We start from the raw sequence: 15,867 nt of genomic DNA on the forward strand, positions 1-15,867 counted from the left end.
TTTGGTTTTAAACAATATACATTAACTTATAAACAATTATTCGTAACAACTAGATAGTTATATCTCTTCTAAATTTTGTTACATTCGCTATATGGAAAACTTCAAAAATATAAACCCAATTAAGGTCGATAAAACCGCAATTATTAATTTAGAAAAAGGGAAACTTCCCCCGCAGGTACTGGACTTAGAAGAGGCTGTACTAGGTGCGATGATGATTGATAAAAAAGGTGTAGATGATGTGATTGATATTTTGCAGCCTGATGCTTTTTATAAGGATGCACATAAGTATATTTTTGAAGCGATTGTTCAGCTTTTTACTGAAACTCAACCAATCGATTTACTGACAGTTTCGGCACAACTAAAAAAGAATGGAAAATTAGATATATCAGGTGGTGATTTTTATTTAATTCAGCTTACGCAAAAAGTAGCTTCTTCTGCGCACATCGAATTTCACTCTCGTATCATTCTTCAAAAATTTATTCAAAGAAGTTTGATTCGAATTTCTTCGGAAATTATCGAAGCGTCTTATGATGAAACAACAGACGTGTTTAATTTGCTTGATCAGGCCGAATCTAAACTATATGAAGTAACGCAAGGAAATATTAAACGAAGTTCTGAAACTGCTCAGAGTTTAGTACTTCAGGCAAAAAAGCGTATTGAAGAAATTGCTAAGCAAGAAGGTTTAAGTGGTGTTGAAACTGGTTTTACTAATTTGGACAAACTGACTTCTGGATGGCAACCGAGTGATTTAATTATTATTGCGGCTAGGCCAGCGATGGGAAAAACGGCGTTCGTACTTTCGATGGCTAGAAATATTTCTATTCAGTTTGGGCATCCTGTAGCTTTGTTTTCTCTGGAGATGGCATCAGTACAGTTAATTACGAGGTTAATTTCATCGGAAACTGGATTGTCATCTGAGAAATTACGTACTGGTAAGTTAGAACCTCATGAATGGGAGATGTTGAGTACAAAAGTGAAGAACTTAGAAAAAGCTCCTTTGTTTATTGATGATACGCCATCACTTTCTATTTTTGATTTAAGAGCAAAATGTCGTCGTTTAGTTTCACAGCATGGTATTAAAATTATTATTGTTGATTATTTGCAATTGATGACTGCTGGAGGAAATAGTAAAGGTGGAGGAAATCGTGAGCAGGAAATTTCTACAATTTCCCGAAACTTAAAGGCTTTGGCAAAAGAGCTAAACGTTCCGGTAATTGCACTGTCGCAGTTATCGCGTGCTGTTGAAACGCGTGGATCAAGTAAGCGTCCGTTGCTATCGGATCTTCGTGAATCTGGAGCGATTGAGCAGGATGCCGATATCGTTTCGTTTTTATATAGACCAGAATATTACAAAATTGAAGAATGGGATGATGATGAGGCTTCACCAACCGCAGGTCAGGCAGAAATAATGATTGCTAAACACCGTAATGGTGGTATCGAAAACGTTCGATTGAAATTTATAGGACATCTTGGAAAATTTGATAACCTGGATGATTTTTCAGGTAGTTATGATGATTTACCATCTAAAATGAATCATGATGACAATCCGTTTGTTACTAAAAATCTTCCTTCTGCAAACGAAGCTTTTGGAAGTAACTTTAATGATGACGATGATGATGATAGTGATGTTCCATTTTAATGTTTAAATTACTATTTGCGATATTACTCAGGTAGTATTGATCACTAAAAAAGGGGAAATTGTTTTTACAATTTCCCCTTTTTTAAATTTATTTTAAACCTATGCTTTTACTAAATAAAAATTAAAGTTTGAAAATAATAAATTAGATTCTTCATAATTCACTGGACAATATTCTGGTTTAAAGTCAGGATTATATTGCCATTGATCACTATGAATATTGCAACCTTTTGGAGTTAAATATAGATTTCCTTCATAAGGTTTGTATCCATCTACTTTAATTTCTATGACTAATTTTTCGGATATTTTTTCTGAATTTGCAAATCCCGAAAAAATTGAATAGGATCCATTTAGTGCATTAACAGAATGTTTTTTTGAAAAAAATCTATTTCTTTTAGTTTTTACATACATGTCAGCATTTATGGGGAAATGTGTTTTAGAATCTAAAATTTTACCTTTTATCATAATTTTTTTACTACTGATAAGTATTGGTGTTAAATCTAGATTATTAATATTGATGTTGCTTTTCTCAGGTATAGCGAATAGATTTTTTGTAGAGAAAAAGAAAAGACCTGAAGTTAATAAGCTTGTTTTTTTTACAAAGGATCTTCTTTCCATAAGTTGTATATTTTGGAGGCGGTTATCGTATAAAATTTATAAGGATGTTTATTAAACTAAAAAAAAAAATGGGAGATGTTTTTTTAATATCTCCCATTTATGTTTATTTTTTTAGAATTAATTTATGGGTAATTACTTTATTTCCGTTTACTTCGCAAATAAAATAAATTCCATCCGTCAGACTTTCGATGTTAATTGAGTTAGTAGTATCAGCAGAAACTTTAACCTTTTTAATTGTTTGTCCCCATTGATTTACAATATTTAAATCGCTGTCATGATCTGTGTTGATGTTTACAACACCTTTGCTAGGATTTGGATACATAATAAATTGAGCTTTTTTCTCAAATTCAGGTGTTGCCAAAGTACTTACAACTACACATTGTGAAGACACAGTACATCCATTTAAAGTTATAGCAACTTTATATGATCCATTGGCTGTTGGAGCAAACGATTGACCTACTTCTCCAGCGATTGGTGTATTATCTGAACATTGATACCATTGATAAGTTGCACCAGATTGGCTAGCACTTAGGACATTATTTCCACCAAAAGTTACCGCTAAATTATGTGCGACAGGCTCAATAATAGTAAAAGATTGATCTTTAAAACACCCATTTTCATCAGTTACAGTTACGGTGTACGTTCCAGCAGTTAATCCTGTAGCAGTTGCAGCTGTTCCACCAGAAGGCGACCATGTGTAGCTAAGAGCTCCAGAACCACCAGATGCAGTTACTGTTGCCGTACCATCAGCTTGTCCATTACAGCTAACATTCGTGTGAGTTCCAGATGTCGTAATTGCAGTTGGTTCTATAATAGTAAAAGATTGATCTTTAAAACACCCATTTTCATCAGTTACAATTACGGTATATGTTCCAGCAGTTAATCCTGAAGCAGTTGCTGCAGTTCCACCAGAAGGTGACCAAGAATAAGTATACGATCCAGCTCCACCAGTTGCAGTTACTGTTGCAGAAGCGTTAGATCCACCATTGCAACTTACATCGGTATGAGTTCCAGATGTCGTAATTACAGTTGGTTCTATAATAGTAAAAGATTGATCTTTAAAGCACCCATTTGCATCGGTTACTCTTACTGTATACGTTCCAGCAGTTAACCCTGAGGCAGTTGCGGCTGTTCCACCAGAAGGTGACCATACATAGCCAAGAGTCCCAGTTCCACCAGTTGCAGTTACTGTTGCAGAAGCGTCAGATCCACCATTACAACTTACATCGGTATGAGTTCCAGATGTCGTAATTACAGTTGGTTCTATAATAGTAAAAGATTGATCTTTAAAACACCCATTAGCATCGGTTACTCTTACTGTATACGTTCCAGCAGTTAACCCTGAAGCAGTTGCGGCTGTTCCACCAGAAGGTGACCATACGTAGCCAAGAGTCCCAGTTCCACCAGTTGCAGTTACTGTTGCAGTACCGTTAGAACCACCATTACAACTTACATCGGTATGAGTTCCAGATGTCGTAATTACAGTTGGTTCTATAATAGTAAAAGATTGATCTTTAAAACACCCATTTGCATCGCTTACTCTTACTGTATACGTTCCAGCAGTTAACCCTGAAGCAGTTGCGGCTGTTCCACCAGAAGGTGACCATAAGTAGCCAAGAGTCCCAGTTCCACCAGTTGCAGTTACCGTTGCAGTACCATTCGAACCACCATTACAACTTACATCGGTATGAGTTCCAGATGTTGAAATTACAGTTGGTTCTATAATAGTAAAAGATTGATCTTTAAAACACCCATTTGCACCCGTTACTCTTACTGTATACGTTCCAGCGGTTAATCCTGAAGCAGTTGCTGCTGATCCACCAGAAGGTGTCCAAGAATAAGTAAGAGTACCAGATCCACCTGTTGCTGTTGCAGTTGCAGATCCATTAGAACCACCATTACAACTTACATTAGTTTGTGTAGGTACTATGTTTATTGGGATTCCTGTATCTATGATATTGAAAGTTTTTGATGCTGTACATCCTAAACCATCAGTAACTATTACAGTATAGCTTCCTGCACTTAAGTTTGTAGCTATACTTCCAGAACTAACCGATGGTGTCCATGAATATGTATAAGTACCAATACCTCCAGTAGGTATAACGGATGCACTACCTGTAGCGGTACCTACACAAACGATATTATCTTGCGCGCTCGCAAGGGTTATGTTAGAAACTGTCAATGTGCCGTAATTAGTATTTGCAAAACAAGTAGCGACTCCATTAATTGCAACAGCTCTATATCTATAAGTACTCATTGCTGTGGTTACACCAGTTATAGTTAATGTGTTAGTTGTAACTCCAGAATATGGAGCGGCATTTACCAGGTCTGTATAAGTTCCTGCGCCTGTTTGGTCAACTTGCCATTTGTAAGCTGTTGCTCCAGTTGCACCAGCAGAAAATGTAGTATTGCTTCCTGGACAAAGACTTCTATTAGGAGGATTGGCTGTAATAACGGGTGCTGTACACGCAGGTGTTTCGAAAAGACGGAAATTATCTACTGCAAATTCTTGCGAATCTGAACCATTTGCAGAACAATTTAATCTAATTTCCAATAGTGTTCCAGTACCAGGAATGTTAGCAGTAAATTCACTAAAAGCATATCCTAAAGATGCTCCATCTCCTATTAAATCTCCATTTGTATCAAGAGATAAAGCATTGGTAGTTGTTATAGCACCAGCATAGAATGCAATGATTTTTGTCCAAGAACCTCCATCAATTCGATATTCAATAGCAATAAAATCTTGAAGTGGAGCAAAGTTTGAACCATTCCAGCCAGCATTTAAATTATTTGCTGCAAAAGTACCCTTAAAGGATAAACCACTTTTTCCCGCAATACTAATTGCTGACCAAGTAACTTGCTGATTAGGGCTTAATGTACCATTGACCCCTGCTGACCCTTTGTCAATGTCTTCAGCAGCCCATATTTTTGCGCCTTGAAAAGCTGTATAAGTCCCGCTTTGAAGGGCTATTCCAGTTGGAATTGTTCTAAAAAAATAGGCAGTTGGAGGTGGTCCTCCAAAAGTAAATTCTGGAACTGAAGGTACTCTGAGACCGGAACTTGGAGCTCCAGTATCTTCAAATGTATCGGACCAAAATTGCGTTTGAGCATTACCTCTTGTGTAAAAGAGGCATAGCAACATCGCAAAAATAATAGTAAAGTTCTTTTTCATAATCTGATAGTTTTAAATTGATAGTTAAGTATATTAGTTAGATATGGGGTTTGCCATTAATGGCTTTAATAAGGCGTATTTCTTAGCCGTCATTATACCTTCGTCTGTACTAAGTATTTCGATTGCAATTTGTTTGTTGTCCTCACAAGCTACATTTACCGTATTGTTTATAGAAATAATTGTTCCTGGTTTGTCTTCATGAGGTTCATCTAATAGTGTTGCTACTATTATCTTAACCTGTTCCCCCATTAAAGTTGCATCGGCACCAGAATTCCAAGGATTACAGGCGTTTATTAGTGCAATGATTTCATCGGCACTCATACGTTTCCAATTAATGTAAGTATCCGTTAGTTCCGGTTTTTCATAATAATACGCTAATGATTCATCTTGAGATTGATTAGGAATGTTACTAGCATATTGTAGCATATTTGCCATATTTAAAGCAACTTGTGATATACGGTTGCTTAACCTCACAGTTAATTTTCCGTAAGTGTCATTTTCTTGTATTCTTATAGGGTCATTGAAAATAATATTCCCCTGGTCAAATTTTTCATTCATAAAATGCGCGCAAATAGCAGTCTCTTTCTCTTGATTTTTGAGCACTTCAAAAATTGGCATTACGCCACGATATTGTGGTAATGGTCCTGGATGGAAATTGATGAATTTATTATTTCCATAAGACAGAACAGATTCAGGAAGGAGAAATGGAAATGAGATACTAAATATATAATCGGGTTTAATAGTATCAATCCAGCCTCTCATTTCTTCCATACTTTTTTTAGAAGGGAATGATTTGAATCCTAAGTTATTGTCTTCAGCTTCTCTTTCTAAAGCATCTATTATTGTATCATTACTTTTCCCGATACCAATTGCACACATGAATTTTTCATATGCTAATAATTGCAATGTTTTAAAGGCGAACTTTCCGCCACATAGGATCATTATTTTTTTCTGTTCTTCCATAAATTAGATGCATACATAACTATTAAACCAAGCTGATGTCGTTTGATCTAAATCTTGGTTAGTTAGTTTTTTGTACTGTTCGTTTACTTCTGTTGCCTTACCTTCTAATTGTAATTCACATTTACCTTCATTATCAGAAATGACGGCTACTTTATATAATGGGGAAATTGATGTATTCGTTTTTGGATCAAAATAAATCTCACCTCTAGGGCTTATGAATGAAAGCGATTGGAGATCTTGGGCAATATTTGACACATTATTTTTATGCTCATCAGAAAGTTCTAATGCTCTTAACGCAATAGTTGCGCTTTCCCAGCTTAGTAAAGAAAAAAGATTAGGTATTTTGCCTAATTCGGTTATTGTTTCAATAAAAATTTGATTCTCTGTTGATTTGATTTTTTTAGACCAAGCTGCAATCCCTTTTATATTTTTACCTGGATAAATTGAATTACCCAACATTGTTTCTTCTAAGCCAAATGGAGGTAGATAAATCGGTAAATTTTTTCCTTCGAATGTGTTTTTAATTTGTTCAAAATACCATTCAACATAATCACCACTAAAAATGCTTAATAGAGCACTCTCAGGAAAATTTGTTAAGTGTTCTTTTAAAGGTTCCATCGTAAAATCATCTGTTTTATAACCAGTAGCATGATTAAAAGCTATCGTCCCTCCATTATCTTGAAATGTTTTAGATATACTATATGTATGTAGGTAGCCAGCATCATAATAACCTGTTACCATGCCAGCATTCTTATATCCATCGTTTGTTGCTTCTTTAGCGGCGAGTGAAGCGCCTAAAGAGTTATGAAGAGAATGATAAAAAATATTTGGACAGGTTGGCCATTCATGAGGCATATTTGCACCTGCATCTAAAACAATCAGTATTTTATTTGCCGCCAGAAAAAGTGGTCGAAGTAATTGAGCAGTACGATGTCCTATGTAGGCAATTACGATAGATGCATTTTCTTCGAGCAGAAGTTTTTCGGCGCTGCGATAACATTGTTGCTTATCGGTACCAAAACCTATATTTTCTGTGACTATTTTGATATCGCTTCTCCCTAGTTGTTTTAACCCCGAACGGAGACCTTCATATAAATCAAAACCAATTGTTTGATAATATGTAGAGCGCGACAATAGAATTCCGATTACTTGCATATATTTTATGTAATAAAAAGGAGAGCTTTATATATGAAGCTCTCCTTTGATTTTAATTAATTTCTACTTGGAAATATCCCTTCAGTAGCAATGGAATAATTTATTGTTAAGTATGGATTTGTTATGTCAATTGGTATACTTGAACCAGCTATATCAGTATTACCAGAAATTGCAGTTCCACCACTAAAAACGTTATTTGTTGCTCCATTTCCTGAATAGCTCGGTGATTGAGAAACAGCAGGGAAATTACCATTTGGAGATGTTTCGTCTGCATTTGCAGTCGATGCCTTAATTTTTACCGATACACTATTCAGAGAGTGAACGTGTGCAGGCATATTTGATGTCAATATTGAAACAGCTGTTACTCCTCCAGCTTGTCCCATCACAAAGCTTGCTCCTAAGGAGCTTTGCCCTTGTCCTATTGGCATACGACCTTGTAAATTAGGAAGCTGAAATGTTGTTTGCCCATTTCCTCCATAATAAGTACCTATAAGAGAGAATAATGCGGTATTTTGTGCGATGCTTAAAGTTTGACCTTGGCAGGTCATGTATCCTCTAGGAGCAAAATTGAATGCTAGGATTTTAATTTCTCCAATAAATGGTTCTGTAGACATAGTTTTTAGGTTTAAATAGTTTACAATCAAAATTAAATCATAAAGGAATTCTGGATAAGCGTATTTATACCTGTTTTTACATTTTGAATTTGAATAGGTTTTTACTTAATAAATAGGGGTTATGTGAGGTTTTTGGATTGTTATTTTTTAATTATAATTATTGTTTTAGGATTATTATTGTTAAAAACTTACTAAATAAAAAATGAAGCTTTTTATTTTTTTACTAGTCTTTTACTGATTTTATTTTTTTTGTTAAGAAAATAAAAAACAGTAGTTTAGCACAACTATTAACAGACCTGAGTTAAATTTTAAATTAATTATAAACCTGAATTATGAAAGAAAACTACAGATTAAGAGAAAAAGACACGGAAATTCCATTGGCAACTGCTGAAAAATGGACAAAAAAATGGAGCGATCCAAAAACTGAAATCGACCTTAAAAATAAAGTTCGTGCCTTTTTAATTCCAAAAATAAATTTAGAGTTAGTTCTAAAGCAAGAAATAGATGCTGTAAGAGCTTATATGGGAATCAACGATGATGGAGAGCAAACTTTACTGATTGTAGGAACCAGATATGACGAAAAAACGGGTATTTATGTAGATATGCTACCTGAAAGCAACCATAAAGAGGGAGATACTGAAAATCATGTAAATGCTATAGCACCAGCAATATACGATTTTAGTCAGCCTTGTCCTCCAGGAGGAGATCCATCTAGTCCTCTTTAATCTTAATATGATTTATGTATTCATTTCTTGTTAACTTTGGATATCTTCTTTTGCTGATTAATTTTATTGTATTCGCAATAGGTCTTTCTAAGCAACAAAAAACGTATGTGATATTTACATCTTATCTTTTCTTTATTGTATGCGTTCAGATTAGTACGTTAGTTTTAAGTAAATTAGGTATGAATAATCTGTTTTTGTCACATTTTTATTTTATCGGACAATTTCTAATGCTGGCTCTTTTTTATTATAATCTAATAAAAGACAGTTTTCAAAAAAGAATAATCAGAATTACTTGTGTTTTGACACTATTAAGTTTGGCTATACAATATAGCGTAAGACCCGATTTGTTTTTTAAATTCAATTTATATGAAATATTTATTACTTCTTTTTTATTAATAATTTATGCAACATTTCATTTATATAATATGTTGAATGATAAAAGAGTATTTTATTATATCAACGTAGGGATTTTGTTTTATTTGTTAGGGAGTACTATTTTATTTTTAGTGGGCAATTTATCAATAACGCTAAGTTCAAAATATTATAAATTACCTTCGCGTATAAATTATATATTGTACATTATCTTTCAATTATTTATTTTAATTGAATGGAAGAAGAGTTTTTCTAAAAAAAATAATCTTGTAAACTAACTTTGTAAATTATACAAGATTTTACATTCAGATAAGTGTGATTCTTATTATAAGGGATAGCCATTATAAATAAATGATCTTCGTCAGGACTTAAGTTTTGATGAAGATTTTTTATTTTGCAACATATTTAATTACTCTTTAAAATTATCCAGATAAAATAAGATATATTTGAATTGTTAAATTTGTATATATTTAATAAGCAAAAACCCCAAAAATACCTATGAATTCTAATCCGATTTCTGAAAGTGAAATTGTTGCTACAATTATATTTAGTTGTTTGGCTTTTGTACTAATGGGAGTTGTTCTTGTTATGTTTTTTTATTTTTCGAGAAAAAAAATAATAAAAGAGAAATTAGAAAAAAAAGATTTAGAAATTCAGTACCAAAAAGAGCAAGTACAGGCAGTAATTATTATTCAAGAAGAAGAGCGCAAGCGAATAGCACAAGACTTACATGATGATATTAGTTCGAAACTGAATGTTGTTTCATTAAATAGCCATTTATTAAATACACCAAATTTAACAGAAAGCGAGATAGCCGAAATTACAGGAAATATTATTAATCTAACTGCTAAAGCTTTAGATAGTTCCAGAAAAATTGCCCATGGATTATTTCCACCCGTATTAGAAAAATTTGGATTGCATGCTGGTATAGAAGAATTATGTCTGGAGTTTGAAAGTAGCAAGACCATATCAATAGATTATCAAAATGATATTGAGTTTGATGAAAATGATAAAGATAGGCACTTGCATATTTTTAGAATTTTGCAAGAACTCATGAATAATTCTTTACGACACGGTAAGGCTACCAAGATTTCGATTGCTTTTGAAGAAGAAAATGGAGTTAAAAAGGGAATATATTCTGATAATGGAATTGGATTTGATTCTAAAAACTCAGAAAATCAAAAAGGACTTGGAATGAAGAATATCGAAAGTAGAGTTTCTTTTCTAAATGGAAATTTGAATGTAGAATCAGCTATTAATAGAGGAATTTCAGTAGTTTTTACTTTTTAAACCAGATTAATGGCTATTTAAGTTTACATTTTTTGTATTTTCGTAAGATAAATTACTTGTTTTGCAATTGTCTGTTTTTAATTCATTAAAGTAGTAAGTTAATTATTGATATTCCTGATAAACAAAATGAAAACTACAGTAAAAATAATATTAGTTGATGACGAAATTTTATTTCGCAAAGGAATAGTATTTTTATTGGAGAGAGAAGAAAATTTAGAAGTCATCTTTGAGGCTTCAGATGGAACCGAACTAATTTCATTTTTGGAAAGATCTAGTGACCAACCCGACATTGTCATTATAGACTTAAAAATGCCTATTTTAAACGGAGTTGAGTCTACTAAAATTATTCATAGAAAATTTCCGGAAATTAAAGTCATTGCTTTAACGAGTTATGATACCAAATCTTTTGTTGCAAATATGATACAAGTTGGAGCAGTATCTTATTTAATAAAGAATGCTACTCCAAAGGATTTAATTTTTACAATTAATGAGGTGAGTAAAATAGGGTACTATTATAATGATAAAGTACTTAAAATTATACATGAAATAGGAAAAGCTGCTAAAAGCACCAGATGCAATTTAGATACAAATTTTCTTTCTTCTCGCGAAATAGAAGTGCTACGATTAATCTGTTTGCAAAAAAGTACAGCCGAAATTGCAGAAGAACTTTTTATTAGTCCCAGAACGGTAGAAGGGCATCGAAATAATTTATTGCTTAAAACAGAATCTAGAAATACAGCTGGATTAGTAGTTTATGCTATTCAAAATGACATTGCAGTACTTACAAATTAACTTTTTTAATTACTTCCGCTACTAGCTAAGAACTGGATAGATAAAACATAATATAAAATAATGGTTAGTATCAATAAACAAGCTCCTATTTTTCGAATTAAATTTGTAAGCCTAGGTTTGTTATTTGCTTCATTAAGTTTCATTGTATGGGTTTTCATGGTCAATTGTTAATAATTTAATAAAAACAAATTTAGCTAGAGTTATCCTTACATTTATGCGTGTTTATACGTGTTTTTATAGAAAACCAATAATTGTTTAGTCTTGTATTAGAATAGACTAAAATAAAAATAGATTTAAAATGAAATATTATATTGCTTATGTTCTCTTCTTTTTATTATCATTTAATGGAAGAGCTTCGTTTATTTTACTTCCTATGGACGAAACAACACAGCAAAATCACCTAAAAGCGTATGGAATAACGTATTGGTGTTTAAACAAAAATTACAAAGCGAGCTGGTTGCTTAATTATCGTGGAGGTTCCTTCTTACTACCCGATACAGAAGAAATTCGTAAAGAATGTAAAATTAGAGGAGTTAGTTTTGAAGTACTTTCAGATAGCGAAGAGAATTCTATTTTAAATGAAATTTCAAGCCCTTCTCAGAATATGGAAACAGTAATTCTTGAGAAAGCTCCAAAAATAGCAGTTTATACACCCAAAGGAAAACAGCCTTGGGATGATGCAGTTACCTTAGTATTAACATATGCTGAAATTCCTTTTACCCCAATATATGATGAAGAGGTTCTAAGCGATCAATTATTATTGTTTGATTGGTTGCATTTGCATCATGAGGATTTTACAGGACAATATGGAAAGTTTTATTCAGCCTATAAAAATGCGCCTTGGTATATAGAACAAAAGAAAGATGCCGAAGCATTAGCAACTAAATTAGGATATGATAAAGTATCTAAAGAAAAAGGAGCAGTAGCAAAAAAAATTAGAGATTTTGTAATAGGCGGAGGGTTTATGTTTGCAATGTGTTCGGCAACAGATAGTTTTGATATTGCTTTGGCTGCAGATGGAGTAGATATTTGTGAAGCAATGTTTGATGGAGATGCGAGCGAACCAAATTATCAATCTAAGTTAAATTATGCTAATTCATTTGCTTTTAGAGACTTTGCTTTAGAACGTAAACCAGAGATATATGAGTTCTCGGATATTGATATGACACCAAAAAGAAGAGTGCCAATGGAGAAGGATTATTTTACTTTAATGGAGTTTTCGGCAAAATGGGATCCAATACCAAGTATGTTATGTCAAAATCATACACAATTAGTAAAAGGATTTATGGGACAAACAACTTCATTTGATGCAGAATTTGTAAAATCAAGTGCTTTAGTTATGGGTACATGCGAGATTAACGGTGAAGTACGATATTTACATGGCGAAAAAGGAAAAGGAATGTTTACTTTTTTTGGGGGACATGACCCAGAAGATTTCCAACATAAAGTAGGTGATCCACCAACTGTTTTAGATTTACATCCAAACTCCCCAGGGTACCGTTTAATTCTTAACAACGTATTATTTCCAGCTGCCAAAAAGAAAAAGTTAAAAACATAATTCTAATTTAAAGAAAATTCCATCCATATTGGGATATGATCGGATATTTTTCGAGCTTCTTTCATGGAATTAAAATCTTTGTAAAAATGAATTATTCCTTTGCTTTTTACTATAATCTTTGATGTTTGATAGAATATATTATCAAACTCAGAAGCTAAACATTGGGTATTAAAACATTTTTGTTTCAAGGATGTTTTTTGGTTTTCTAAAATTGGTTGATAATCCATTTTTTTCAAAGGATTAAAAACAGTATGTGATTGTGGACAATTAAAATCACCCACAAAAATCAAGTTTAGATTTGGATATTGTTGAGGTAAAAACTTGAAATATTTAATTTCCGTTTCAGGTTGTTTGCTTTTTGTAATAGCGTGAAAGCTAACTAGAGTAAAACTTTTGCCATCTTTTTCAAAAGTAGCATAATAAGGTTCACGGTCTATTTGTCGCTCGTATTGTTTTTCAAGCCAAGGTTTACCTTTTAATTTTACTTTACTTGTTTTCCAAATAAAAGCATACCGTTCTGTTTTGTATGCACTACTACTTGTTGGATCACTAATAGAGTAATCCCATTTAGCACCTTTTCGATTAAGTTCATCGGCTAATCTCGCAACAGCTTGTGAACCTCCATAGCCTGCAACAACTTCTTGAATTGCAATAATGTCGTGATTTTTAATCGTATTAGCAATAAAACTAATTTCTTGATCAGATTTTGATTTGCCAAAGTTTTCGATATTCCAGGAAAGGATTTTGGTTTGGGAAAAAAGTAATGAAGTAAATATAAAAAATAGGGCAGTAAACGGGATTCTCATTCGTAAGGATTAATTTTCAAATATAAAGATTATCCTAGAGTTATTTAGTCTTCCCACCCACAAAGTGTTAGTCCGTATCCTTGGGCTTGCTTCAAAGAAATTTTGGTTACTTCCTGTTTACAAGAACTTAAACCACGGCAAGATTCCTTGTAATGGTATTTTTTTGCACCACTTGCACCACATACATATACATTGGTTTCTACCATACTAAATGAGGTAAGTGTTGTAAATAAAACTAATATAATGACCTTCATATTTTTTTTGTTTAGTATTATCTCAAATTAATCTGCAACCAGATTGTATTCATTTCCGTTTTCGTCAGTAGCTTTTAATCTTCCATAACCAATCCATTCTGCTTTTATATCAATTTCTTCGTCATTATTATTTATGATTATCCCAGCCCCATATTTATTTTCAATATTTATAATTCCAGTGACTAAATTACCATCTTGGTCATAACCATTTACGTCATAAGTATATTCATAATTGCCAGATATACCAGTACGATATTCGTACTGGTAATTAATATCTTTATGGTACGTTTTGGCCTCTTCGGGAGTGATGGATTTTACATCGTCAGGAGTAATTACTTCTTTGTAAAACGTTTGAGGTTTGTTTTTTTCTACCTTAGGTTGCCCATTAGAATGTCCATTTTTACATCCCAAAAATGCTAAAGAAAGACTGCAAATTATAATTTTAAATAGCTGCATTGTCTTGTTTGGATGAATTTTTAAATGCTTCATTTACTTTGTCTGATAAATAGATATTCCCGAAAATACCCAGTCCAATTATTTTTGACTTGCCTTCAAATGTAGCGCTAGTAGTAGAAAAAAGGATATAATTATTAGAGGTAATCATTGTATTTACCATATTGTTAATCATAGCCTCACCAAATAAGTTACCAAATAGTTTTCCTGCTTTAGACCATTGATCATCCGTTTCATTAATATTATCAGCTAATGATTTTTGCAAATACTCATGTATTTTTAATTTAACTTCTTCTTTATGATGATTTGTGTCAGGATTTGTAATAATAGCAACTAATAAAAGGATTGAGATTCCTATTAATATAAAATGTTTCGTCTTCATAATTTTTTCAGATTAGTTATTTTCTTTCTCGTACAATCGAACAGTTTCCAATAATTCTTTTTCAAATAGATAAATGTCATCAATGGACTCTATAGGTTGTTTTATTTCATTCTTATTCTCATTAAAAAGTCCGATGTATTTTTTTCCATTATTTAAATGGAGCCTGCATAAAGGTTTTCTATTATTATCGTCTAATAAAATCCCAAAGTAAGATTGAGTATCTCGAAAAACAATTCTATTTGTAGGTAGTATGCGCCTTAAGATGGCGACTACAATTTTGTGACCTTCTAATTCTTCTTCACTAGTAACAATTTTACTATCTTCAATGATTTCGTTTTGTTCTTCTTTTTGTTTGATTGTTTCTTTGTTAAGAGCAGCATTTAATCTGTCATTAATCTTTTCACTTACGAATTGACTAAAAGCTTTTTGGACCAAATCTTTAAACTCCTCCATAACTTTCTCAGTAAGTCTGCCAGTATATACTTTATTTGCAAAAAGTTTCACGAATTCATTTGAAGGATTTCCTAGCTCATCATTTATTTGTCTTTTAATCTCTTTTGTATATTTTAATCCACTAGCGTTAATTACAATATTTTCGACATTGAAATTTGATTTATGAAATTTTGAAATTTCTAAAATTGTATTTTCTTTAAGATTAGTAATGTCAAATTCAAAAAATGGTTTTTGATCCATTTTATTTTTTTCATCAAGATCAGTAAAAAATTGATATTGAATTCCATTTGTTAAAAGAGCAAAACGTGTTTTGGTAACATGAAAATATCTAAATAGTTGAGAACTATGAGTCGTTAAGTCCTGTTTCCAACTTTTGCACTCTACAATTAATATAGGTTCATCATTTTGATAAATTGCATAATCTACTTTTTCGCCTTTTTTCATTCCTATATCAGCAGTAAATTCAGGGACTACTTCTAGAGGATTAAATGCGTCATAGCCTAATATATTTATAAAAGGCAAAACAAATGCATGTTTAGTCGACTCCTCGGTTTCGATTTTGTTTTTTAATAAATTAATTTTATCACCTAAGGATTTTAGTTGTGTATTGATTTCCATATCTTA

General features: G+C 32.5%; 16 protein-coding genes. 5 read left to right on the forward strand and 11 right to left on the reverse strand.

Annotated features, from left to right (window positions below):
• Positions 1 to 91 precede the first annotated feature (91 nt).
• Entirely contained in the window at positions 92 to 1,639 is a 1,548-nt protein-coding gene (gene dnaB, locus ACJ6WR_RS15415; protein WP_323491565.1) for a replicative DNA helicase, read from the forward strand.
• A 99-nt stretch (positions 1,640 to 1,738) separates the two neighbouring features.
• On the opposite strand, the gene ACJ6WR_RS15420 is transcribed toward dnaB, so the two are convergent.
• The 5 genes from ACJ6WR_RS15420 to ACJ6WR_RS15440 form a co-directional block, all read right to left on the reverse strand.
• Positions 1,739 to 2,254 (reverse strand): hypothetical protein, encoded by a 516-nt coding sequence (locus ACJ6WR_RS15420; protein WP_039116468.1) that lies wholly within the window; start codon positions 2,252 to 2,254, stop codon positions 1,739 to 1,741.
• A gap of 103 nt (positions 2,255 to 2,357) precedes the next feature.
• Positions 2,358 to 5,426, reverse strand: coding sequence for a T9SS type A sorting domain-containing protein (locus ACJ6WR_RS15425; protein ID WP_409415694.1), 3,069 nt, complete (start codon positions 5,424 to 5,426; stop codon positions 2,358 to 2,360).
• Between the two features lie 33 nt (positions 5,427 to 5,459).
• Positions 5,460 to 6,389 (reverse strand): methionyl-tRNA formyltransferase, encoded by a 930-nt coding sequence (locus ACJ6WR_RS15430; RefSeq protein WP_409415695.1) that lies wholly within the window; start codon positions 6,387 to 6,389, stop codon positions 5,460 to 5,462.
• A 3-nt stretch (positions 6,390 to 6,392) separates the two neighbouring features.
• Positions 6,393 to 7,544, reverse strand: coding sequence for an ABC transporter substrate-binding protein (locus ACJ6WR_RS15435; protein ID WP_409415696.1), 1,152 nt, complete (start codon positions 7,542 to 7,544; stop codon positions 6,393 to 6,395).
• A gap of 56 nt (positions 7,545 to 7,600) precedes the next feature.
• On the reverse strand, positions 7,601 to 8,158 hold the full coding sequence (locus ACJ6WR_RS15440) for a phage tail protein (protein WP_039116463.1): 558 nt from the start codon (positions 8,156 to 8,158) through the stop codon (positions 7,601 to 7,603).
• A 332-nt stretch (positions 8,159 to 8,490) separates the two neighbouring features.
• Here ACJ6WR_RS15440 and ACJ6WR_RS15445 point away from each other — a divergent pair, with 332 nt between their 5' ends.
• From ACJ6WR_RS15445 to ACJ6WR_RS15455, 3 genes are all read left to right on the forward strand, one after another.
• On the forward strand, positions 8,491 to 8,883 hold the full coding sequence (locus ACJ6WR_RS15445) for a hypothetical protein (RefSeq protein ID WP_052259580.1): 393 nt from the start codon (positions 8,491 to 8,493) through the stop codon (positions 8,881 to 8,883).
• Positions 8,884 to 9,753: 870 nt separating this feature from the next.
• Entirely contained in the window at positions 9,754 to 10,545 is a 792-nt protein-coding gene (locus ACJ6WR_RS15450; protein WP_409415697.1) for a sensor histidine kinase, read from the forward strand.
• Positions 10,546 to 10,671: 126 nt separating this feature from the next.
• Complete coding sequence (locus ACJ6WR_RS15455) at positions 10,672 to 11,337, forward strand: response regulator transcription factor (RefSeq protein WP_039120432.1); 666 nt, start codon at positions 10,672 to 10,674, stop codon at positions 11,335 to 11,337.
• A 5-nt stretch (positions 11,338 to 11,342) separates the two neighbouring features.
• Here the strand turns inward: ACJ6WR_RS15455 and ACJ6WR_RS15460 are convergent, their stop codons facing one another.
• Complete coding sequence (locus ACJ6WR_RS15460) at positions 11,343 to 11,495, reverse strand: hypothetical protein (RefSeq protein WP_165572134.1); 153 nt, start codon at positions 11,493 to 11,495, stop codon at positions 11,343 to 11,345.
• Positions 11,496 to 11,635: 140 nt separating this feature from the next.
• Here ACJ6WR_RS15460 and ACJ6WR_RS15465 point away from each other — a divergent pair, with 140 nt between their 5' ends.
• On the forward strand, positions 11,636 to 12,895 hold the full coding sequence (locus ACJ6WR_RS15465; protein WP_409415698.1) for an asparagine synthetase B: 1,260 nt from the start codon (positions 11,636 to 11,638) through the stop codon (positions 12,893 to 12,895).
• 2 nt (positions 12,896 to 12,897) lie between these two features.
• Here ACJ6WR_RS15465 and ACJ6WR_RS15470 read toward each other — a convergent pair whose 3' ends face one another.
• Genes ACJ6WR_RS15470 through ACJ6WR_RS15490 form a run of 5 tightly spaced genes read right to left on the reverse strand, consistent with a single transcriptional unit; the run spans position 12,898 to position 15,861 of the window.
• Positions 12,898 to 13,701, reverse strand: a complete 804-nt coding sequence (locus ACJ6WR_RS15470) for an endonuclease/exonuclease/phosphatase family protein (RefSeq protein ID WP_409415699.1) — start codon at positions 13,699 to 13,701, stop codon at positions 12,898 to 12,900.
• Between the two features lie 44 nt (positions 13,702 to 13,745).
• Complete coding sequence (locus ACJ6WR_RS15475; RefSeq protein ID WP_039116453.1) at positions 13,746 to 13,955, reverse strand: hypothetical protein; 210 nt, start codon at positions 13,953 to 13,955, stop codon at positions 13,746 to 13,748.
• A gap of 27 nt (positions 13,956 to 13,982) precedes the next feature.
• Positions 13,983 to 14,411 (reverse strand): hypothetical protein, encoded by a 429-nt coding sequence (locus ACJ6WR_RS15480; protein WP_409415700.1) that lies wholly within the window; start codon positions 14,409 to 14,411, stop codon positions 13,983 to 13,985.
• Positions 14,398 to 14,790, reverse strand: a complete 393-nt coding sequence (locus ACJ6WR_RS15485; protein WP_409415701.1) for a DUF4359 domain-containing protein — start codon at positions 14,788 to 14,790, stop codon at positions 14,398 to 14,400. Before ACJ6WR_RS15485 ends, ACJ6WR_RS15480 begins: the two co-directional genes overlap by 14 nt.
• 12 nt (positions 14,791 to 14,802) lie before the next feature.
• Positions 14,803 to 15,861 carry a type I restriction endonuclease gene (locus tag ACJ6WR_RS15490; RefSeq protein WP_409415702.1) on the reverse strand — a complete coding sequence of 353 codons (1,059 nt, stop codon included), beginning with the start codon at positions 15,859 to 15,861 and terminating at the stop codon, positions 14,803 to 14,805.
• Between the last annotated feature and the right edge of the window lie 6 nt (positions 15,862 to 15,867).

The sequence above is a fragment of the Flavobacterium sp. PS2 genome, assembly GCF_046250155.1.
In the GTDB taxonomy this organism is placed as follows: Bacteria; Bacteroidota; Bacteroidia; order Flavobacteriales; family Flavobacteriaceae; genus Flavobacterium.